Below are 22697 nucleotides of genomic sequence, written 5' to 3' on the forward strand. Positions count from 1 at the left end.
GTTTTCTTTAGTGATATTTGTGTTAAAAGATTAACTCTGGACGTGCCGATACAGTAAGGATTCCCGCATCCTTTGCCGTCTGCGCGTACAGATCCTGCCCCTTCGTCGGAGTTGCCATGAACCGAAGCGGAGCCGACATAAACCGTCCCGAGGGACCTCCTCCCATCTTGCCTGCCGAGGACGACGTCATGGGAAAGGTCGGTGCCGCTCGCTTCCTGGCCGCGGCCGTTGCCGTGGCCGCCGGGCTCTTCCTCTCCGCCCGCTACTCCTATCTCCTCTTCCACTCGCTGGTCGAATTCGCCAGCATATCGCTCGCCCTCACCACCACCATCCTGGTCTGGAACACCCGCGAACGGCTGGAGAACGGCTACCTGATGGTGATCTGCACCGGCTTCGCCGCCGCCGGCGCCATCGATCTCCACCATACCCTGGCCTACCGCGGGATGAACGTCTTTCCCGGCTACGACGCCAACCTCCCGACCCAGCTCTGGGTCGCCGCCCGCGCCCTCCAGGCCACCTCGTTCCTGGCGGCCCCCCTGCTGATCGGGAAAAAGCCGCGGCTGCCGGTCGTGATGGGGGGATACGCGTTTTCGGCCCTCGCCCTTTTGTGGGCGATCTTCCACGGGGACTTCCCCGACTGCTACCGGGAAGGGAGCGGGCTCACCCGCTTCAAGATCGGCTCCGAGTACGCGATCTCCCTGGTGCTTTTTTTCACGCTCCCGCTCCTTTGGAGGATCCGTTCCCGGCTAAGCCCGACCACCTTCCGCCTCATCATGGCCTCCGTCCTCTGCACCATCCTCTCCGAGATCGCCTTCACCCGCTACGTCGGGGTCTCCGACCACGCCAACATGGCCGGGCACTACCTGAAGCTGGCCGCCTACTACCTGATCTACCGCGCCATCTTCGTCTGCGGGGTCCGGCGCCCCTTCGAAACCATGTTCCGGGAGCTCCGCCAGTCCCAGCGCTCCCTGGTCGAGGCGAACCAGTCGGTGGAGCGCAAGGTCGAGGAGCGGACCGCCCAGTTGCGGGAGCGGGAGGAGCTGCTGAACTCCATCCTCCAGTCGGCCCGCGACGGCATCCTCCGCTGCGACCGCGCCGGGAGGATCCTCGACGTCAACGACGCCTACTGCCGGATGAGCGGCTTCTCTGACGGCGAACTCTTGACCATGAGGATCCACGACCTCTCCGAGCGCTCCTCCGAGGAGCTCGAGCGGCTCTCCCAACAGGTGGCCGCCACCGGACAGGCCGAACTGGAGGGGCGGCACCGCCGCAAGGACGGCACCACCTTCGACGTCGAGCTCTCCGCCCGTTACCTCACCGAGGGGGGCGGGGTGACCGTCATCTTCGTGCGCAACGTCACCACCAGGAAGCTCGTGGAGTCCTACCGGGCCATGAGCCACCGGATCATGCTCGCCCTCGATACCCCGGCCCTCCTCGAGGACATCCTCGCCGAGACCCTCTCGCTGGTGAAGTCGATGACCGGGGTCGATGCGGTGGCGGTGCGCCTCAGGGAGGGGGAGGACTTCCCCATCATCCGCTCCGACGGGTACAGCGCCGATTTCCTGGAACGCGAACGCTCGCTCGTCGGGCACTCTTCCCCGGTCCGCGACCCCTCCGGCGGCCTCAGGCTGGAATGCACCTGCGGGGTGGTGGCTTCCGGACGCACCGACCCCGGGCAGGCGGTCTTCACCCCGCGCGGGAGTGCCTGGTCCAACGACTCCTTCTCCGAGCTCGACTCATCCCCGGCGGAGGACCGCCGCTACTGCCCCCGCAACGAGTGCCGGCGGCACGGGTACGTCTCCATGGCGCTGGTTCCCATCCGGGCCAAGGGGGAGATCGTCGGCGTCCTCCAGATGGGGGCCAAGCGGAAGGGGTGCTTCATCCGGGAGGAGATCTCCCTTTTGGAGGACGTGGCCGAGCACGTGGGGGAGGCGCTCTTGAGAAAGCGGGCGGAGCAGGCTCTTTTGGAGAGCGAGGAGACCCTGCGGGCCATCACCGACAACGCCGCCGCCATCATCTACATGAAAGACCCCGAGGGCCGGTATCTCCTGGCCAATCGGCTCTGCCGCGAGCTGATGCCCCCGAAAGTGACCGATCCCCTCGGGAGAACGGACTTCGACATCTTCCCGTTCGAGGTGGCCTCGCTCCTTGCCGGCAACGACCGGCGGGTCCTGGCCGATGGGGTCCCCGCGAGTTTCGAGGAGTGGCTCCCGACCGACGGGGGACGCCGGCTCTACATCTCGGTCAAGTTCCCGCTCAAGAAGATCTCCGGCGAGACCTACGCGGTCTGCGGGATCTCCACCGACATCACCGACCGGAAAAGGGCCGAGGAGGAGCGGCTCGCCCTGGAGACCCAGCTGCAGCAGGCGCGCAAGATGGAATCGGTGGGGAGGCTCGCCGGCGGGGTGGCCCACGACTTCAACAACATGCTCGGGGTGATCCTCGGCTACGCGGAGCTCGGACTCTTGCAGCTGGACCCCGGCCACCCGGTCTTTGGCGCCCTCCAGGAGATCGTCCAGGCCGCCCAGCGCTCGGCGGAGCTGACCCGCCAGCTTTTGGCCTTCGCGCGCCGGCAGCCGATCGCCCCCAAGGTGGTCGATCTCAACGATACCGTCACCGGGATGCTGAAGATGCTCAAGCGGCTGATCGGGGAGGACGTCACCCTGAGCTGGCACCCGGGGGAGGGGATCTGGCCGGTCAAGGCCGACGGCTCCCAGCTGGACCAGATCGTGGCCAACCTCTGCGTGAACGCCCGGGACGCCCTGGAGAGCGGAGGGACCATCACCATCGAGACCGCCAACTGCGTCCTGGACGAGGCCTACTGCGCGGAGCACCTCGACTCCCTGCCGGGAGAGTACGTGCGGCTGTCGGTGGCCGACAACGGGCACGGGATGGACCCGGAGACCCTTTCCCAGGTCTTCGAGCCGTTCTTCACCACCAAGGGGATCGGCAAGGGGACCGGCCTCGGCCTTTCCACCGTCTTCGGGGCGGTGAAGCAAAACGGCGGCTTCCTCGAGGTGGAGAGCGCGCCGGGCGAGGGGGCGGTCTTCAGGATCTACCTCCCGCGCCACCCGGAGCCGGCGGTTCCCAAGGAGAGCGCGCCGGCGGCCGGCATCACGGGGGGAAACGAGACGGTCCTCGTGGTGGAGGACGAGGCCGGCATCCTGCAGATGGCTACCGTGCTCCTGAAGATGCTGGGGTACCGGGTGCTGACCGCCTCCTCGCCGGACGAGGCCCTGCAGGTGGCGGCCGGACACGGGGGGACCATCGACCTCTTGATGACCGACGTGATCATGCCGGGGATGAACGGCCGGGCGCTCGCCGAGGCGGTCGAGGCCTGCCGCCCGGGGGTCCGGATCCTCTTCATGTCGGGCTACGCCGCCGACTTCATCTCCCCCCAGGGGTGCGGGGAGGGGCGCGGGCACTTCATCCAGAAACCGTTCAACATGGGGGCGCTGGCCGAGAAGCTGCGCGAGGCGCTGGCGTGATTCCCCCAGCATAAAAAAGCCGCCAGGGGAGGGGGCGATGACCGATCTGGAGCTGTACGAGGAGGTGGTGGCGCTCACCCGCAGGGGGGAGCCCTTTTCCGTCGCCACCGTCGTTTCCCACCGCGGCTCTTCCCCGCGCAAGGCGGGGGCCAAGATGCTGGTGCGCCGGGACGGAACCCTGCTCGGTTCGGCGGGGGGAGGATGAGCGTCTTCGTCGAGCCCCAGGGAATGAGGGGGGAGCTCGTCATCTTCGGCGCGGGGCATGTGGGGAAGGCGGTGGCCGAACTTGCCTCCCGCTGCGGCTTCCGTGTGCTGGTGGTGGACGAGCGCCCCGAGCGGGCCACGGCCGTGCTCCTTCCCGGGGCCGAGCGGGTGATCTGCGCGGCGGCCGGTGACGCCCTTGCCTCGCTGCCGGTCGGCAGGGGGAGCTACCTGCTGATCGCCACCCCCAGCCATTAGCCAGGACTTCGAGGTCGTCCGGCTCTGCCTGGGGACCGAGGCCGGCTTCATCGGCCTTCTGGGGAGCCGGCGCAAGCGTGAGCTCCTTTTCCAGACCCTGGCCGACGAGGGGGTCGCTCCCGAGGAGCGGGAGCGGGTGGTGACCCCGGTGGGGATCGATATCGGGGCGCACACGCCGGAGGAGATCGCGGTGAGCGTGGTGGCCCAGCTGATCGCCCTGAGGAGCAGATCTTGCGGGAGGTGATCGGGCGTCACCTTCCCCTGGTGAGAGAGGTGGAGGTCGACGACCCCGGCATCCTCCTCGACATGGACCTTCCCGAAGATTACCTCCGGATGCTTTCTCTCCTTTGTCGCGAACGTTCGTTCTGATCGGAGTTTCCCTTTTCCGGATACGGTAAATGAGATCAGCAGGTTATCGGTCGAGGGCTCGGTTCCCTAAATTGGAGATGACAACTCCTTGACCGTTATGGTATGTTCCGCGGGAAATCATTGATTTAATCGTGTTCCCGGCTGGCTGAGCCCACCTCGCCGCGCGCTCATCCCGCTCTCACCGCCCCCGTGGACACTGTGATGCGCCGGGCCTGCCGGCACCGAGGCGGAATGGACAGACTCTTTCAAAACCTGTGGGACTTCGTTGTCAAGGGACAGGAAATTTCCCTCGAGGTTCATCTATTCCGTCTGGTCACTTTGACCACCGCCAACCTCTGCCTCTTCATCATCCTCCCCATCAATATCATTCTCGACCTCCCCGTTGAGCTCAACGAGATCATCGCGGTCTATGCCGTGATCACCTTCGGGCTCTACGAGCTTTCCCTGCGCGGGCGTCATTTCATCGTCACCAATTTCTGGCTGACCCTGGCGGTCCTCAACGGCTGCTGGGTGTTCAACGCGGGGGACGCGGGGAGCATCGCCTTCTATTTCTTCGCCGCCGCCCTCTACCCGCTGACCTTTTTCAAGGGAGGGCGCCGCCACGGCCTGCTCCTTTTGATGGTGGCCGACTACTGCGCCCTGGTCCTTTTGCAGTATCACTACCCGGAGATGGTGGTCCCTTTCCAGACCCGGCAGGACCGCATCATCGACCTGACCTCGGGTTTCGGGTTCAGCCTCCTCGCCTTCTCCCTCATTTTCTGGGTGATCATCACCTCCCTCACCCGCGAGCTCGAGGACCGGAAGCGGGCCGAGGATTCGCTGGCCGAGAACGAGAGGACCCTCAAGTCCCTGCTCGACTCCATGCCGGCCGGCGTCTGGTGGTACGGCGAGGACGGGAGGATCGAGTACGTGAACCACTCGTTCCGCAAGGCGTTCGGCTACGGACCGGAAGACCATCCGCGCCTGAAGGACTGGTACCCGATCGGGTACCAGGGGGGTGCCGACGAGGGCGCGCCCAACGGCGGCGATGAAGGGCGCCGGGAGAACGGCTCCCCCCACCGCCGGGCGCGGGCCCGCGAGCTGAAGATCACCTGCCGGGACGGCTCGTGCAAGCACGTGCTGGTCAACACCCAAAGTGTGCTCGGCCGCACCATCGAGCTCTTCACCGACATCACCGAGCGGGAGATGCTCCAGGACCAGCTGCTCAAGGTCCAGAAGCTCGAGTCCCTGGGGGTGCTGGCCGGGGGGATCGCCCACGACTTCAACAACATCCTCACCTCCATCATGGGGAACGTATCCTTCGCCCGGGCCCTGATGGAGCCGGAAACCAAGGTGCAGGAGTGCCTCGAGCAGGCGGAAAAGGCGTCGCTGCGGGCCGCCGAACTGGCCAAGCAGCTGCTGACCTTCGCCAAGAAGGGAGAGCCGATGAAGCAGCCGGTCCGGGTCGGCGACATCATCGCGGAATCGCTCTCCCTTTCGCTGCGGGGGAGCCACGTCCAGGCGGAGCTGCAGATCCCCCCCTCACTGCCCACCATCGAGGCCGACCCCGGGCAGTTGAGCCAGGCGTTCAACAACATCATCATCAATGCGGTGCACGCCATGCCGGTGAGCGGGACCCTGACCGTCCAGGGGGATCTCCTGAGCCTCGAGGAGGGGAACGGTTACAACCTTGCCGCGGGGGAGTACGTCAAGCTTCGCTTCAGCGACCAGGGGGTGGGGATCTCCCCGGCCGACCTCAACAAGATCTTCGACCCCTACTTCACCACCAAGTCGGGGGGCTCCGGGCTCGGGCTCGCCTCCACCCACTCCATCGTCTCCCGGCACGGGGGGGCCATCCTGGTCGCCTCCACTCCCGGCAGCGGCACGACCTTCACGGTGGTCCTGCCGGCTTCCGGCGAGCCCCCCCTGGAGGGCCCCACCCTCCCTCCGGAGCCCCTCTTCGAGCGGGCCCGGACCGGGAGGGTCCTGGTGATGGACGACGAGGAGATGATCTGCCGGTTCGCTGCCGACCTCTTGAGCCGCTTTGGATATGCGGTGGAGACCTGCGTCAACGGGGAGGAGGCCATCGCCCTGTACCGCCAGGCCCTGGAGGAGGGGGAGGGGTACTCGGCGGTGATCCTCGACCTGACCATACCGGGCGGGATGGGGGGGAAGGAGGCGGCCGCGAGGCTCCTCGAGCTGGACGGCAGCGCCCGCCTGATCGTCTCGACCGGCTATTCGAACGACCTTGCCCTCTCCGAATGGAAGAACTTCGGCTTCGCCGACTGCCTCAAGAAGCCGTACCTCGCCTCCGACATTTTACGGATCATCGAGCGCGTCACCGGCGGGTAAGACGACCTCCGCCTCACGAGCCATACCCTCGCAACCTTTGAATCTACCCTCACCCGACCTTCGGCCACCCTCTCCCCCAGGGGGGACGAGGGTATACGGTATCCCCTTCGCTCCCACCGGGGAGAGGGGGTACTCCTCCGCAACTCCCCGTTTCGATTGGCCCCCACCTTTTTAGTCAACTTTCACATTTTAATGATTGACATGCTCGGCGCAAAAGCATATCTAAGAATGAACGTTCATTCAGTGGGGTAGACACCGATGGTTGGGTGCGGCATGGATTGCAGCGAAAAAAGGGCGGCCATCATCAGGGCGACGGTGGAACTGGTCAGCGAGAACGGCTTCCACGGCGCCCCGATGGCCATGGTCGCCGAACGGGCCGGAGTGGCGGCGGGAACCATCTACCGCTACTTCGAAAACAAGGACGCCCTCATCGGCGCGACCTACAGCGACCTCGACGACCGCCTCCGCAGAAGGGCGCTGGAGGGATACCCCGAGGACGGGACCCCGAAGGAGAAGTTCTTCCACCTGGCGCGGGTGCTGTTCAAATGGTGGAGCTCGTCCCCCAGGGAGTTCCGCTTCGTGGAACAGTTCCACAACTCTCCCTACGGCGTCGCCTTCCGTAAGGAGATGCTGCTCGGCAAGCAGAGCAACCTCTGCCGGGACATCTTCCTCGAGGCCCAGGAGATCAAGGCGGTCCGGGACCTTCCGACCCCGGTGCTGATCGCCTTGGCCCTCGGCCCGCTCATTTACATCTGCCGCGACCACAACCTTGGCTTCATCGCCGTCGACGACGAAATGCTGGAAGAGGCCATCGACGGCTGCTGGAAAGCGGTAGCCATCTAAGAAAGGAACCTGTCGATGCTGGTCAAACTGCTGCCGGTAGCGGTGGCGATCACCTGGATTCTGATCATCGCGGTCTGTTTCTATCCGCGGAAAAAATGATCCCGTAACCCTGTACGCCCGGCCCTCTACGGCCGGGCATTACCATTTTCATCAAAGGATGAGGTGTAGCATGCAAAAGTGGAACAAATTCGGCTATCTTGGGGCGGTGCTGGCGACCTTGGCCCTGCTGACCAGCGGCTGCGGCAAGCAGGGCGCGACTGCAGCCGCTCCTCCGCCGAGCGGCCCCCCCGAGGTCTCCGTGGTGGAGGTCCAGCCGCAGACCGTATCCCTCACCACCGAGCTTCCCGGACGGACCTCCGCCTACCTGGTGGCCGAGGTGCGTCCCCAGGTGAACGGCATCATCCAGAAACGCCTCTTCACCGAGGGTGCGGACGTCAGGGCCGGCGAAGTCCTCTACCAGATCGATCCCGCCCCCTACCAGGCGGCCTACGCGAGCGCCAAGGCGGCGGTCGGCAAGGCCGAGGCCAACCTCATCCCGCTCAAGCTGAAGGCGGATCGCTACCGCCAGCTGGTCGCCACCAACGCGGTCAGCAAGCAGGATTACGACGACGCGGCCGCCGCGGTGAAGACCGCCGAGGCCGAGGTCGAGGCCGCCAAGGCCAACCTGCAGACCGCGAGCATCAACCTTAACTACACCAAGGTGACCGCCCCGATCGCCGGCCGCATCGGCCGCTCCTCGGTGACCACCGGCTCCCTGGTGACCGCGAGCCAGGCCACCGCGCTCGCCACCATCCAGAAGCTCGATCCGGTCTACGTGGACGTGACCCAGTCGACCTCCGACCTGTTGCGGATGCGGCAGGCGCTGGCGACCGGCAAGCTCCAGAAGGGGGGCGCCCAGACCAAGGTCAAGCTCCTCCTCGAGGACGGCAGCCGCTATCCGCTCGATGGCGCGCTCAAGTTCTCCGACGTGACCGTCGACCAGGGGACCGGCTCGGTCACCCTGCGCACCGTCTTCCCCAACCCGAAAAACCAGCTCCTCCCCGGGATGTACGTAAGGGCCCAGATCGAGGAAGGGGTGGTCTCCAACGCCATCCTGCTGCCGCAGCAGGCGGTCTCCCGCGACCAGATGGGGAACGCGGTTGCTCTCGTGGTCGGCGCGGACAGCAAGGTGGCGCCCCGCCCGCTCAAGGTCTCCCGCGCGGTGGGCGACAAGTGGCTGGTGGACGATGGCCTCAAGCCGGGCGAGAAGGTGATCGTGGAGGGGCAGCAGAAAGGGCGCCCCGGCACCACCGTCAAGGCGGTCCCCTTCGTGCCGAAGAGCGCTGCCGCCATGGGCGCTCCCGGACAGCCGGGCGCCGCCCAGGCAGGTGCCCAGGCCGGCGGCGCGGCCGCCCCGGGTTCCCTGCCGGCCGCCCAGGCCAAGAAATAATCGGTAGCCAACCCCGTCCTCACCCGGTCCTATCCCCTCGCCCCTTCAGGGGAGAGGGTGGCCGAAGGCCGGGTGAGGGTAGCTTTTAAAACCTCCCTCACCCCTGCCCCTCTCCCCTAAAGGGGCGAGGGGATTTACCGCACTCTCCCTCCCATCAACTGGAGGGTGGGGTGAGGATGGGGGGATTGACCCCAAGACTTTCGCTCTCGCATCCAATCAAGGAGCTTGCAGATGCCTCGTTTCTTTATCAACCGCCCGATCTTCGCCTGGGTTATCGCGATCATGATCATGCTGGTGGGCCTTTTGGCGGTGAAAACCCTGCCGGTCTCCCAGTACCCCCCGATCGCGCCTCCCCAGATCACCATCAACGCCGTCTACCCCGGCGCCTCGGCCCAGACCGTGCAGGATACCGTGACCCAGGTCGTCGAGCAGAAGCTAAACGGCATCGACAACCTGATCTACATGTCCTCCTCCTCGGATTCGTCCGGCGCAGTGGCCATCAACCTGACCTTCAAGGCCGGCACCGATCCGAACATCGCCCAGGTCCAGGTCCAGAACAAGCTCCAGCTGGCCACCCCTCTCCTGCCGCAGATCGTGCAGAAGCAGGGGATCCAGGTGGTGAAATCCACCAGGAACTACCTGATCATCGTCGGCCTGGTCTCCGAGGACGGCGCCCTCGACCGTAACGCCCTCACCGACTACCTGGTCTCCAACGTCCAGGACATCGTGAGCCGCCTGGAAGGGGTCGGCGAGCTGCAGATCTTCGGCGCCCAGAACGCCATGCGCATCTGGATGAACCCGGACAAGCTCAACAGCTACCACCTGACCAACGCCGACGTCGCCGCCGCGGTCACCGCCCAGAACGCCCAGGTCTCCGCCGGCCAGTTCGGCGGCATCCCCGCCATGACCGGGCAGCAGCTGAACGCCACCATCACCGCGAGGACCCTTTTGCAGACCCCCGAGCAGTTCGGGGAGATCGTGGTGCGCACCAACCCGGACGGCTCGGTCGTCAGGCTCAAAGAGGTGGCCGAGTGCAAGATCGGCACCGAGAACTACGACATCCAGTCCTTCTACAAGGGGAAACCGGTCGGCGCCATGGCGATCCGCCTGGCGGCCGGTGCTAACGCGCTCGATACCGCGAACCGGATCAAGTCCAAGATGGACGAGCTTTCCCGGTACTTCCCGCAGAACGTCAAGGTGGTCTACCCGTACGACACCACCCCGTTCGTGAAGATCTCCCTCGAGGAGGTGGTACACACCCTGGTCGAGGCGGTCATCCTGGTCTTTTTGATCATGTTCCTCTTCCTCCAGAACATCCGCGCCACCCTCATCCCGACCATCGCGGTGCCGGTCGTCTTGCTCGGTACCTTCGGCGTCCTCAAGGCGGGCGGCTTCTCGATCAACACCCTGACCATGTTCGCCCTGGTCATCGTCATCGGCCTATTGGTCGACGACGCCATCGTCGTGGTCGAGAACGTGGAAAGGATCATGACCGAGGAGGGGCTCCCACCCAAGGAAGCGACCATCAAGTCGATGGACCAGATCACCTCCGCTCTCTGGGGGATCGTGACCGTCCTCACCGCCGTCTTCCTCCCGATGGCCTTCTTCGGCGGCTCCACCGGCGTCATCTACCGCCAGTTCTCGGTCACCATCATCTCGGCCATGATCCTGTCGGTGACGGTCGCCATGACCCTCACCCCGGCGCTTTGCGCCACGCTTTTGAAGCCGGTTCCCAAGGGGCACCAGCCGGGCGAGTACGGCTGGTTCGCCGGCTTCTTCCGCCGGTTCAACGGCGTCTTCGACTTCTGCCGCGGCAAGTACGAGGGGATCGTCGGCCGCTCCTTCGGCAAGCCGATCCGCTACCTGGTCTCCTACGGCGCGGTGGTGGCCTGCATGGCGTTCCTCTTCCTGCACCTCCCCTCCTCCTTCCTCCCGGACGAGGACCAGGGCTTCTTCTACTGCATGGTGCAGCTCCCTCCGGGCGCCACCATGGAGCGCACCATGAACACGCTGACCGATCTCCAGCACTACTTCGAGACCAAGGAGAAGGACACCGTGGACTCGGTGCTCACCGTCGCCGGTATCAGCTTCGCCGGCCGCGGCCAGAACATGGGGCTCGCCTTCGTGAAGCTCAAGGACTGGAAGGAGCGCAAGACCCCCGACAAGAGGGTGAAGGCCATCGTCGGCCGCGCCATGGGGGCCTTCGGGAAGTTCAAAGATGGTCTCGCCTTCGCCTTCCCGCCTCCCGCGGTGGTCGAGCTCGGCCAGGCCAACGGCTTCGACTTCCAGCTGCAGGACCGCGGGGGCTTAGGCCACGCGAAGCTCATGGAGGCGCGTAACCAGCTCCTCGGCATGGCCATGAAGAACAAGAAACTGGTGGCGGTGCGCCCCAACGGCCAGGACGACTCCCCCCAGTTCAAGCTCGACATCGACGACGCCCGCGCCGGAGCCCTCGGGGTCTCCCTGGACGAGGCCAACAGCCTCCTCTCCACCGCCTGGGGTAGCTCGTACGTCAACGACTTCATCCAGAACGGCCGCGTGAAGAAGGTCTACCTGCAGTCCGACGCCCGCTTCAGGATGGTCCCGGACGACATCAACCGCTGGTACGTCCGCAACAAGACCGGCGACATGGTTCCCTTCTCGGCCTTCGCCAACGCCAAGTGGCAGTACGGCTCACCGCGCCTGGAGCGCTACAACGGCATCCCGTCGGTCGAGGTCATGGGCCAGGCGGCTCCCGGGGTGAGTACCGGCGAGGCGATGGCCGAGATGGAGAAGATGGCCGCCCAGCTCCCGCCCGGGATCGGCTACGAGTGGACCAACCTCTCCTACGAGGAGAAGAACGCGGGTGCCCAGGCACCGGCCCTCTACGCCATCTCGCTCATCGTCGTCTTCCTGAGCGTGGCGGCCCTCTACGAGAGCTGGACCATCCCGTTCGTCAACCTGTTGATGCTCCCGCTCGGCCTGGTCGGCGCGGTCACCGCCGTCAAGCTCCGCATGCTTCCGAACGACGTCTACCTGCAGATCGGTCTCTTGACCACGGTCGGCCTCTCCACCAAGAACGCCATCCTGATCATCCAGTTCATCAAGGACCAGATGCATCATGGCCTGGGGCTCGTGGAGGCGACCCTCACCGCGGTGAAGATCAGGCTCCGCCCGGTCATCATGACCTCGCTGGCCTTCTTCTTCGGTACCCTGCCGCTCGCCCTCACCAAGGGGGCCGGCGCCGGCGCCCAGAACGCCATCGGCACCGCGGTGACCGGCGGCCTCTTGTCGGCGACCTTCATCGACCTGATCTTCATCCCGTTCTTCTTCGTGCTGGTCTCCCGGGTATTCGCGAGGAAGCCTCACCCTGCCTCGGAAGGATCGGGGCATGGCGGCGCGGGTAAAGAGACCGACGCTGCTACGGAGGTGGTCTGATATGAACCGTAACTTCCTGAGAGGCGGCCTGCTTTTGGCCGCCGTCCTCTCCTTCTCGGGGTGCGCCAGCATGGCACCCAAATACAACAGACCCGAGGCGCCGGTTCCGGCCGCCTGGCCGACGGGAACGGCCTACAAGGGGACCTCGCCAAACGGGGTGATCCTCTCGGACCTCGCCTGGAAGGATTTCTTCGTCGACGGCAACCTCAGAAAGATCATCGACCTGGCGCTCGCGAACAACCGCGACCTGAGGACGGCGGCGCTCAACATCGAGCGGGCCCAGGCGCTTTACCAGGTCCAGCGCTCCGGGCAGTTCCCGGCCGTCAACGGGGTCGCCTCCTACCAGGCCCAGCGCACCCCGGGGAGCCTCACCAGCTCCGGGAACGCGGTGACCAGCCAGGTCTGGACCCTCGGCGTCGGGGTGAGCTCCTATGAGCTCGACTTCTTCGGGCGCATCCAAAGCTTGAAGGACCAGGCGCTCGAACAGTACCTCGCCACCGAGCAGGCCCGCCGGGCCGTGCAGATCAGCCTGGTGGCGGAGGTGGCCAACGACTACCTGAACTACGCCGCCGACAAGGAAAGGCTGAAGATCGCCCAGGAAACCCTGGTGGCCCAGGTCGACTCCTACAAGATCACCAAGAGCCGCTTCGACCTCGGGGTGGCCACCGGACTCGACCTGGCCCGCGCCGCCACCACGGTCGAATCGGCCCGGGTTGACGTGGCCCGCTACACCGGCCAGATCGCCACCGACTTGAACGCCCTCCAGCTGGTGGTGGGGGCCCCGGTCGCTCCGGAGCTCCTGCCGGCGGGGCTTAGCGAGGTGACCGTACTGAAGGAGATCTCCGCCGGGGTTCCCTCCGAGGTGCTCACCCGGCGCCCGGACATCCTCCAGGCCGAGAATCTCCTGCAGGGGGCCAACGCCAACATCGGGGCGGCCCGCGCCGCCTTCTTCCCCCGCATCACCCTGACCGGCCAGGGGGGGCTCGCCAGCGACTCGCTGACCGGGCTCTTCACCGGCGGTGCCGGCGCCTGGCAGTTCCTGCCGCAGGTCACCGTCCCGATCTTCAACGCCGGGCTCAACAAGGCGAACCTGAAGATCGCCGAGGTGGACCGGGACATCTCGGTCAACCAGTACCAGCGCACCATCCAGGTCGCCTTCCGGGAGGTCTCCGACGCCCTGGCCCAGTACGGGACCATCGGCGACCAGCTCACCGCCCAGCAGGCGCTGGTCAACTCCAGCACCGACAGCTACCGGCTCTCCGAGACCCGTTACCAGGGGGGCGTCGACAACTACCTCTCGGTGCTCGATGCCGAGCGTTCCATGTACTCCGCCGAACAGGGGCTGGTCAGCCTGAGGCTCTCGCGGCTCTCCAACCTGGTCACCCTCTACAAGGTGCTGGGAGGGGGAGCCTAGCTGGGGCGTTGTCTCCGTGTATGAGCCCGGTATAATGAAGTGGTACCCCCCCCGTAAGCGAACCGGGATCCTGAGGACGGCCGGGTTTTCCGGCCGCGGGAGGAAGCCATGGACGAGGACGAGCTCAAGAGAAGGACGGACCCCATCATACTGATCATGGAACGGAGACGGGAAGAGAAGGAGTGGAGTGCCACCGAGGTGATGAGGATCCTGAGGAAACGGGCCGCCAAGAAGTTCCCCGGCGGCACCGAAGGTGGCAGGCGCCAGCGCTGATCCACCCCCTTCCGCTTCCCCGACTACTGCCCCTGTCGAACGAGCATTCACGCGAGTTCGGCAGGGGCTTTTCTTATGCCGATCCCTATCCTCCCGCCGCCTCCGGCGGCCAATTTACACTCACAACGGTCTCTCCCCTTGAAGTGGTGAAGCGGCGCTGAATCAGCGTGTTACCTTGAGAGATCATCGCAATGAATGAGCCCCGGCTGGGTCTCTCTTAACCCTTCAAGCTGAGCCGCCCCCGCCGCATTCTTGCCATTCGTTGCCGATAGTGTAAGAATTACAGGTATCAACGGTGTCATGGAGTGATGTGTGATTGAGACCAAGATCCTGAAACTAGTCAAGAACAGCGATGAGGGAAACTCCGCTCCTGCCGAAATTGCCTCAGGGGATGCGCCCGAGAGGGTGGGGGATGCCGCCCCGGCCCCACCGCAGCCCAAGCTCCCACCGGCGGCGGAAGGGAGACTGCCTGTCGGTAAAGGGCCCAAGAAGAAGGCCGTCAAGCCGGCCAAGGGGGGAAAGGCGAAAGCGGCCGCTCCCAAGTCTGCCAAGGAGAAGGGAGCGCGGGTGAAGAAGGGCGGCCCCGCCGCCGAACCGGAATCTCCCTTCGACCTCTCCGACAGCCAGTGGTATCTCAACCGTGAGCTGACCTGGCTGGAGTTCAACCGCCGGGTGCTCCACGAGGCGATCGACGACCGCACCCCGCTCTTGGAGCGGCTCAAGTTCATCGCCATCGTAAGCTCCAACCTCGACGAGTTCGTGATGAAGAGGATCGGCGGCCTCAAGCAGCAGATCGGCGCCGGCATGCACGAGCCGACCCTGGACGGGCGCACGCCGCGCCAGCAGGTCCTCGAGTCCCAGGCCCTGATCCGCGACATCCACGGACGCACGAAGGAGGCCTTCAAGACGGTACGCTCCCTCCTCGAGCAGAAGGGGATCGTCATCGAGAGCTACGACGGGCTCTCCCCCAAGCAGAAGAAGCTCGTCCGGGAGCACTTCTACACCAACATCTATCCCCTTTTGACCCCCCAGTCGATCGACCCGGCGCACCCGTTCCCGTTCATCTCCAACCTCTCCCTGAACCTCCTGGTGACCCTGCGCTACCCGAAGTCCCGCGAGCTGACGCTCGCCCGGGTCAAGGTCCCGGTCGGCCTCGGCTCGCCCCGCTTCATCCGGATCGGCAAGGCCGACCATTTCATCCTGCTGGAAGAGGTGATGCGGAACAACCTCGACACCCTCTTCCCCGGGATGCACGTGGTTGCCTGCGAGATCTTCCGGGTCACCCGCAACGCCAACACGGAGAAGGACGAGGAGGAGGCGGACGACCTGATGGCGATGATCGAGTCCGAGCTCAAGGAGCGGCGCTTCGCCCCCATCGTCCGTCTGGAGATCGAGGCGGGGATGGACCCGGTGCACCGTGGGAGGGTGGCCGCTGAGCTGGAACTCGACGAGGAAAATGACGTCTTCGAGGTCTCGGGGATGCTGGCCATGCGCGATCTCTTCGAGCTGGCCAGGCTGGACTACCCGCGGCTGCACGACCCGGCCCATCACCCGATCGACCACCCGCTGCTCCTCACCAAGCGGAACATCTTCCACACCATCCGGGAGGCGGGCGCCGTCCTTTTGCAGCACCCGTACATCTCCTTCTCCACCTCGGTGGAGCGCTTCCTGCGCGAGGCGGCCGGCGATCCCAAGGTGCGCGCCATCAAGATGACCCTCTACCGGACCTCGGCCCAAAGCCGCATCGTCGATTCCCTTCTCCAGGCGGCCCAAAACGGCAAGCAGGTGGCGGTGGTGGTGGAGCTCAAGGCGCGCTTCGACGAGGCGGCCAACATCCGGTTCGCGGAGATGATGGAGGAGGCGGGGATCCACGTCACCTACGGGGTGGTGGGGCTTAAGACCCACTGCAAGGTGATCCTGGTGGTCCGCCAGGATTACCAGGGCTTAAGGCGCTACGTGCACATCGGGACCGGCAACTACCACGCCGAGACCGCCCGCGTCTACAGCGACTTGGGGCTATTGACCTGCGACGAGACCATCGCCCAGGACGTCACCGAGCTCTTCAACTACCTCACCACCGGCTTCTCGGCCAACCGCCACTACCGCGCGCTGGTGCCGGCTCCCAAGTTCCTGAAGAAGGCGCTTTTGTCCAAGATCGAGCGGGAGATCGCGCTGCACCGCGAGCGCGGGGGGGGGCTCATCCAGCTCAAGATGAACGCCCTGGAGGACGGGGAGACCGTCAAGGCGCTCTACCGCGCGTCGATGGCGGGGGTGAAGGTGGATCTCTACGTCCGGGATACCTGCCGGCTGCGGCCCGGGATCCCCGGGCTTTCCGACAACATCCGGGTGATCAGCATCGTCGGGCGCTTCCTCGAGCACGCGCGCCTGTACTACTTCCGAAACGGCGGCCAGGAGGAGTACTTCATCTCCTCGGCGGACGCCATGAAGCGCAACCTCGAGGCGCGGGTGGAGGTGCTCTGCCCGGTCACCGCCCCCGAGCTGACCGCCGAGCTCCGCTCCATCCTCCAGTGCTACGAGGCCGACCACCGCTCCGCCTGGGACATGCAGCCGGACGGAAGCTACCTCCAGCGCCATCCCGCCGAGGGGGAGCCCTCCGAGGGGACGCACCAGATGCTGATCGGGCAGGCGCACAAGCGGCTCAAGGAGGCGCTCAAGAAGCAAAAGGTCACCATCGACGTCAGGAGACCATGAGGGCGGTGAAGGGGAGCCGTTTAAGTCCCCCTTTGGCACCCCCCCTGCCCCCCTTTTCCTAAGAGGGCCCTCCGCCGAAGGGGCGGAACATGACAGGGACGGCGAAAAGGACTACCATAGACCTTGGCTCAAGGCGGAGCCGCTTGAGTTGTTTGATCGGGGGTACGTGATGGATGAGAAAAAAGCAACCTGCGTCTGTGCCGGCAGGCACGAACAGCATATCTGCTATCTGCACAGCAAGGGAATGGTTGAAGAAGTGGAGAAACTGACTGACAATCCCACCGTCACCTGCGCAATCTGTCTGGTCAACGCCAACTCTCCCGACAACGTCTGTTCTCCCACTACCCTGGGCGGCGGCTTCAAATACTCCGACATGCGTGACAGCAAGAAAATCATCTGTGACAGTGTCATCGTCCAGGACCCGCCCGACGAGGAGAAGTAGCCGATCCTTTTTACCCCCATCCTCACCCCGCCCCTCTCTTTAAGGGAAGGGAGAGATCCGCGCCGGTTGCGGAAGAAAGAGCCCATGCCGTTGCCCTTGCCGTCCCGCCATCGAGCCCCCTACCCGGGAGCAGCCACCCCCTCCCCCTGGCTTCGTTTCGCCTTGGCGCTGGCGCTTTTTGCCGTTCTCTTCCCCCCCCTGGCCACCGCCAACACCGAGGTCTACCGCCATCCTCCCGGTTCGGTGATCGTGGTAGGCGGCGACCGCGACTATCCTCCCTACGAATACCTGGACAAGGACGGACGTCCCGCCGGCTACAACGTCGAGCTGACCAAGGCCATCGCCGATGTCATGGGGATGAAGGTGCAGTTCAGGCTGGGGACCTGGTCCGAGATGCGGGGCGCGCTTCAAAACGGCACCGTGGACGTCCTGGAGGGGATGTCCTATTCGGATGAACGGGCCGCCGAGGTCGATTTCTCCATCCCCCACACCATCGTCAATCACGCGGTCTTCGCCCGCAGGGATTCCCAAAACGTCAACACCCTCCATGACCTGGAGGGGAAAACGGTGGCCGTCCACCGTGGCGGCATCATGCACGACTACCTGGCGGGGATCCGTTTCCGCGCCAACCTGGTGCTGACCGACACCCCGGCCGACGCGCTGCGCCGGGTGGCGGCGGGAAACGCCGACTATGCCATCGTGGCCATCGTGCCGGGGATGTACCTCATCCGGGAGCTGAAGCTCTCCAACCTGGTGCCGGTGATCAGAAACGTCGCCAGCCAGCGTTACTGCTACGCGGTGGACAAGGGGAACCAGGAGCTCATCTCCCGCTTCAACGAGGGGCTCGCCATCCTCAAGAAGACCGGCCAGCAGCAGGCGATCTACGAGAAATGGCTGGGGGTGCTGGAGCCCGCCCCCGTGGACTGGAAGATGGTGGTCAAGTACGCCGCCATCGTGGTGATTCCCCTCATGCTCCTTTTGGGCGCCTTCGCCCTCTGGTCGCGCACGCTGCACCACGAGGTGGCGCTGAGGACCGCCGACCTCACCCGCGAGGTCGCCGAGAAGCTGCGCGCCCAGGAGGAGCTCCTCTTGAACCAGCAGCAGCTCGTGCAGGCGGACAAGATGGCCGCCCTCGGGGTACTCGTCTCCGGCGTCGCCCACGAGATCAACAACCCGACCGGCCTCATCCTGCTCGACATCCCGGTCCTAAAAAGGGCGCACCAGGACACCACCCCGATCCTCGAGGGGTACTACCGGGAGCACGGCGACTTTTCGCTGGGGGGGATACCCTATTCGGAGATGCGGGAGGAGATCCCCCGCATCCTGGACGGCATGCAGGAGGGGGCCAAGAGGATCAAGCGGATCGTGCACGATCTCAAGGATTTCGCCCGCCGCGACGACGCCGGGGACCGGGCCGGGATGGACCTTAACGAGGTGGTGCGGACCGCGCTCAGGCTGGTGGAGCCCACCATCCGCAAGGCTACCGGCAACCTCACCGTCCGGCTCACCGAGCCCCTTCCCGCCATGGTGGGGAACGCGCAAAGGATCGAGCAGGTGGTGGTCAACCTCATCCTCAACGCCTGCCAGGCGCTTCCCGACCCGCAGCGGGGGATCACCGTTTCCACCGGGGTCTCCTCAGACGGCAAGCGGATCGATCTGCGGGTCGAGGACCAGGGAACCGGCATCGCCCCCGAGAACCTCTCCCGGCTCACCGATCCCTTCTTCACCACCAAGCGGGACTCCGGCGGGACCGGCCTCGGTCTCTCGGTCTCGGCCGGCATCGTCAAGGAGCACGGCGGGAGCATGAGCTTCGAATCGACCCCGGGAGAAGGAACCTGCGTCACCCTGACCTTCCCCGCCGCCAAGGAGGCATCGGCATGACCGGCGAAACCACCCTCTACCCCAATTTCCGCATCCTCCTGGTCGACGACGAGCCGACCTGGCTCCGCTCCCTCTCGCTCACCCTGAAAAGCGTCGCCGGGCTCACCAACCTGGTCACCTGCGACGATTCCCGCAAGGTGATGGAGATGCTGGACCAGGGAGGGATCGGGATGGTGCTCCTCGATCTCACCATGCCGCACATCTCGGGCGAGGAGCTCTTGAAGACCATCGCCGAACGCCACCCGGAGATCACCTCTATCGTGGTGAGCGGGTTGAACCAGCTGGAGACCGCGGTCCGCTGCATGAAGCTCGGGGCCTTCGACTACTTCATCAAGACCGACGAGGAGGACCGGATCGTGGGGGGCGTGCTCAGGGCGGTCCGCATGCTGGAGATGCAGCGGGACTACCGGGAGATGTCGACCCGCCTGGTCTCCGGGGAGCTTCGCCATCCCGCGGTCTTCGCCGACATCGTCACCGCCGATCGCGGGATGCTGGGGATCTTCTCCTACCTGGAGGCGGTGGCCAAAAGCCCCCAGCCGCTGCTGATCACCGGGGAGAGCGGGGTGGGGAAGGAGCTTTTGGCCCGGGCCGCCCACCGGCTTTCCGGCTGCCGCGGGAAGCTCGTCACCGTCAACGTCGCCGGCCTCGACGACTCGGTCTTCGCCGACACCCTCTTCGGCCACCTGCGCGGCGCCTTCACCGGCGCGGAGGCCCCCCGCAAGGGGATGGTCGAGGAGGCGGCCGACGGCACCCTCTTTTTGGACGAGATCGGCGACCTGAGTATCCCCTCCCAGGTGAAGCTCCTGCGGCTTTTGCAGGAGGGGGAATACTTCCCGCTGGGAAGCGACCAGCCCAAAAGGATCAAGGCGCGGGTCATCGTCGCCACCCACCAGAACCTCGCCGCCAAGGAGGCCGCCGGCACCTTCCGGCGCGATCTCTACTTCCGTCTGCGCACCCACCAGGTGAAGGTCCCGCCGCTGCGGGAGCGTAAGGGTGACATTGCGCTCTTGCTCGATCACTTCCTCGCCGAGGCGGCCGAGGCGCTCGGGAAGAAGAAGCCGACTCCGCCCAAGGGGCTCGCCCAGTTCCTCGCCACCTACAGCTTCCCCGGCAACGTCCGGGAGCTGCGGGCCATGGTCTATGACGCCGTCAGCCTGCACCGGGACCGGATGCTCTCCATGGACGCCTTCGTGAAGGCGGTGGAAGGGGCCCGGGAGTCGGCCCCTGCCCCGGCTCCGGCTCCCCGGGACAACCCGTTCGCCGGTTTCGCCGAGCTCCCCACCTTTACCGACGCCGCCTCCTTCCTGGTCATGGAGGCGATGGCGCGCGCCAACGGCAACCAGACGCTCGCCGCGCGGCTCCTCGGGATCTCCCAGCCGGCCCTCAACAAGCGGCTCAAGATGATGCGTTCAGAACCTGCATAACCTGCGGTTATAGCGATAGCCGCAGGTTATTCCCCGCCTAAACACGCTTGCCGCCGTCACTTATTCCCTCCCGGCCGCTTGCTCCCCCACCGGACTATAACCTCTCGTTATTCCACTTCCTCGCCCGGCTCCGTCTCGATCAAGGCATTTCCCTTAGCGATAATGAGGACTTAGCGCCTTTCATTGGTTTTGGCACCGTTGATGCTCTCATGAGGGTGTGGCGGTGAGCCAAATCGGCCCGGACGGTGACGGACCTGGCCTAAAACGAGAGGTGAAGACAATGGCAATGTTCTGGATCCAATTCGTGCTGGTGCTGGGAGCGATCCTCCTCGGCGTGCGCAAAGGGGGGGTGGCCCTGGGTCTCATCGGCGGCCTGGGCGTCTCCGTCCTGGTGCTCTTTTTCAGGGTGGCTCCTTCCGAGCCTCCGATCGCGGTCATGCTGATCATCCTGGCGGTGGTGACCGCCTCGGCGACCTTGCAGGTGGCGGGCGGCCTCGAGTACCTGGTGCAACTGACCGAGAAGATGCTGCGGGCGCATCCCAAGTACGTGACCATCCTTGCCCCGCTCTCCACCTTTTTCCTGACCGTCTGCGTCGGTACCGGCCATGCGGTGTACGCACTTTTGCCGGTCATCGCCGACGTGGCCTTGAAGACCAAGATCCGTCCGGAGCGTCCGATGGCCATTTCCTCGGTCGCCTCCCAGATGGGGATCACGGCGAGCCCGGTGGCGGCCGCGGTGACCACCTTCCTGGCTTTCACCATCAAGAGCGGCCATCCCATCTCCCTTTTCAATATCCTCATGGTGACCCTGCCGGCGGGCGTGATCGGTGTGCTGGCGGCCGCCGCCTGGAGTTTCAACCGCGGCAAGGAGCTTTATGAGGATCCCGAGTTCCTGGAAAGGATGAAGGACCCCGAGTTCGCCGCCGCCCTGAACGGCTCGGTCACCACCCTCGACAAGAAAATCTCCACCACTGCCAAGGTCTCCGTGCTCCTCTTCTTCGCCGGCGTCCTGAGCATCATCGGCTTCGCGGTCTACCCCGAGCTTCTCCCGCTGGCAGCCGGCAAGCCGGTCCCGATGACCACCGTGGTCCAGTTCATCATGCTTGGCTTCGGCGCCTTCATCATGTTCTCCTCGGGGGTCAAGGCCAAGGACATCGCCCACTCGAGCGTCTTTACCGCCGGCATGATCGCGGTGGTTTCCATCTTCGGTATCGCCTGGATGTCCGATACCTTCGTGACCGCCAACAAGTCCTTCCTCGTCGACAAGATCGGCATGATGGTGAAGATCGCCCCCTGGACCTTCGGTATCGCCATGTTCTGCGTCTCCGCCTTCGTGAAGAGCCAGGCGGCCACCCTGATCATCATGCTCCCCTTCGGCGCCGCGCTTGGTCTTCCCGTCCCGCTGCTGTTAGGCCTCATGCCCTGCAGCTACGCCTACTTCTTCTTCGCCTTCTACCCGAGCGACCTGGCCGCCATCAACATGGACCGCACCGGGACCACCAGGATCGGGAAGTACCTGTTAAACCACAGCTTCATGATTCCCGGCTTCATCGGGGTCGGCGTCTCCACCGTGGTCGCCTACACGATCACCAGGTTCATGTTCTAGCCGTCTCTCCCGCCGCAAACCAAAAAGGGCCGCATCCCACCAGGGGGTGCGGCCCTTTTTTCGCGGCGCCTCTTGGTCGTCTCCAGGGTCTCGTTTGTCCCTTCGGTCGCTTCTGTCATACAATGGGGTAGCAACGGTCATTAAAGCGTGAAAGGAGGAAGCATCATGAAACGTATAGCTTCGGCAGTATGGACCGGTTCGCTCAAGGAGGGGAAGGGGACCGTCTCCACCGAAAGCGGCGTTCTTTCCGAGACCGGCTACTCGTTCGCGACCAGGTTCGGGGAGGAGAAGGGGACCAACCCGGAAGAACTGATCGCGGCGGCCCACGCAGCGTGCTTTTCCATGGCGCTCTCGGCGGCGCTGGTCAAGGCCGGCTTCGAGCCCAACCGGATCCGGACCCAGGCCTCGCTCGACCTCGAAAACCTGGAGGGAAACTGGAGCATCAGGTCCATCCAGCTCGATGCCGCGGCCCGGGTCCCCGATATCTCCGACGACCAGTTCCAGAACATCGCCGACGACGCCAAGGCCAACTGCCCGGTTTCCCGGGTGCTCAAGGCCAATATCACCCTGTCGGCGCGGCTGGAGGACTGAGATTTAGATCGGACCCTT

The 22697-nt window shown here is 65.1% G+C and carries 17 protein-coding genes; all 17 read left to right on the forward strand.

Features of this window, described 5'->3' with window-relative positions; all coding sequences use genetic code 11:
• Window positions 1-116: 116 nt before the first annotated feature.
• Window positions 117-3488, forward strand: coding sequence for an MASE3 domain-containing protein (locus ACYVL5_RS11515; RefSeq protein ID WP_460595720.1), 3372 nt, complete (start codon window positions 117-119; stop codon window positions 3486-3488).
• A 37-nt stretch (window positions 3489-3525) separates the two neighbouring features.
• Window positions 3526-3693, forward strand: a complete 168-nt coding sequence (locus ACYVL5_RS11520; protein WP_460595721.1) for an XdhC family protein — start codon at window positions 3526-3528, stop codon at window positions 3691-3693.
• The gene (locus ACYVL5_RS11525; RefSeq protein ID WP_460595722.1) at window positions 3690-3947 is read left to right on the forward strand and encodes an XdhC family protein; all 258 of its coding nucleotides are present in this window, start codon (window positions 3690-3692) and stop codon (window positions 3945-3947) included. The genes ACYVL5_RS11520 and ACYVL5_RS11525 overlap by 4 nt, the downstream gene beginning before the upstream one ends.
• Complete coding sequence (locus ACYVL5_RS11530) at window positions 3943-4191, forward strand: XdhC family protein (RefSeq protein ID WP_460595787.1); 249 nt, start codon at window positions 3943-3945, stop codon at window positions 4189-4191. Before ACYVL5_RS11525 ends, ACYVL5_RS11530 begins: the two co-directional genes overlap by 5 nt.
• Window positions 4179-4316 carry a hypothetical protein gene (locus ACYVL5_RS11535; RefSeq protein ID WP_460595723.1) on the forward strand — a complete coding sequence of 46 codons (138 nt, stop codon included), beginning with the start codon at window positions 4179-4181 and terminating at the stop codon, window positions 4314-4316. The genes ACYVL5_RS11530 and ACYVL5_RS11535 overlap by 13 nt, the downstream gene beginning before the upstream one ends.
• Before the next feature lie 231 nt (window positions 4317-4547).
• On the forward strand, window positions 4548-6647 hold the full coding sequence (locus ACYVL5_RS11540; protein ID WP_460595724.1) for a hybrid sensor histidine kinase/response regulator: 2100 nt from the start codon (window positions 4548-4550) through the stop codon (window positions 6645-6647).
• 273 nt (window positions 6648-6920) lie between these two features.
• On the forward strand, window positions 6921-7490 hold the full coding sequence (locus ACYVL5_RS11545) for a TetR/AcrR family transcriptional regulator (protein WP_460595725.1): 570 nt from the start codon (window positions 6921-6923) through the stop codon (window positions 7488-7490).
• A gap of 169 nt (window positions 7491-7659) precedes the next feature.
• Window positions 7660-8919 carry an efflux RND transporter periplasmic adaptor subunit gene (locus tag ACYVL5_RS11550; protein WP_460595726.1) on the forward strand — a complete coding sequence of 420 codons (1260 nt, stop codon included), beginning with the start codon at window positions 7660-7662 and terminating at the stop codon, window positions 8917-8919.
• 231 nt (window positions 8920-9150) lie between these two features.
• Window positions 9151-12336, forward strand: a complete 3186-nt coding sequence (locus ACYVL5_RS11555; protein WP_460595727.1) for an efflux RND transporter permease subunit — start codon at window positions 9151-9153, stop codon at window positions 12334-12336.
• Between the two features lies 1 nt (window position 12337).
• Window positions 12338-13750 (forward strand): efflux transporter outer membrane subunit, encoded by a 1413-nt coding sequence (locus ACYVL5_RS11560; RefSeq protein WP_460595728.1) that lies wholly within the window; start codon window positions 12338-12340, stop codon window positions 13748-13750.
• A 108-nt stretch (window positions 13751-13858) separates the two neighbouring features.
• A complete protein-coding gene (locus tag ACYVL5_RS11565; RefSeq protein WP_460595729.1) occupies window positions 13859-14023 on the forward strand; it encodes a hypothetical protein in 165 nt (54 codons plus the stop codon).
• Between the two features lie 465 nt (window positions 14024-14488).
• Window positions 14489-16735 (forward strand): polyphosphate kinase 1, encoded by a 2247-nt coding sequence (gene ppk1 / locus ACYVL5_RS11570; protein WP_460595788.1) that lies wholly within the window; start codon window positions 14489-14491, stop codon window positions 16733-16735.
• Between the two features lie 169 nt (window positions 16736-16904).
• Window positions 16905-17177, forward strand: a complete 273-nt coding sequence (locus tag ACYVL5_RS11575; protein WP_460595730.1) for a hypothetical protein — start codon at window positions 16905-16907, stop codon at window positions 17175-17177.
• Between the two features lie 84 nt (window positions 17178-17261).
• Window positions 17262-19058 carry a transporter substrate-binding domain-containing protein gene (locus tag ACYVL5_RS11580; protein ID WP_460595731.1) on the forward strand — a complete coding sequence of 599 codons (1797 nt, stop codon included), beginning with the start codon at window positions 17262-17264 and terminating at the stop codon, window positions 19056-19058.
• Window positions 19055-20482, forward strand: a complete 1428-nt coding sequence (locus ACYVL5_RS11585) for a sigma-54-dependent transcriptional regulator (RefSeq protein ID WP_460595732.1) — start codon at window positions 19055-19057, stop codon at window positions 20480-20482. Before ACYVL5_RS11580 ends, ACYVL5_RS11585 begins: the two co-directional genes overlap by 4 nt.
• A 280-nt stretch (window positions 20483-20762) precedes the next feature.
• Window positions 20763-22088: an anaerobic C4-dicarboxylate transporter gene (locus ACYVL5_RS11590; protein ID WP_460595733.1), complete on the forward strand. Its 1326-nt coding sequence runs from the start codon at window positions 20763-20765 to the stop codon at window positions 22086-22088.
• 165 nt (window positions 22089-22253) lie between these two features.
• Window positions 22254-22679 carry an OsmC family protein gene (locus ACYVL5_RS11595; RefSeq protein WP_460595734.1) on the forward strand — a complete coding sequence of 142 codons (426 nt, stop codon included), beginning with the start codon at window positions 22254-22256 and terminating at the stop codon, window positions 22677-22679.
• Window positions 22680-22697: the final 18 nt, after the last annotated feature.

Source organism: Geomonas sp. Red276 (assembly GCF_054784495.1).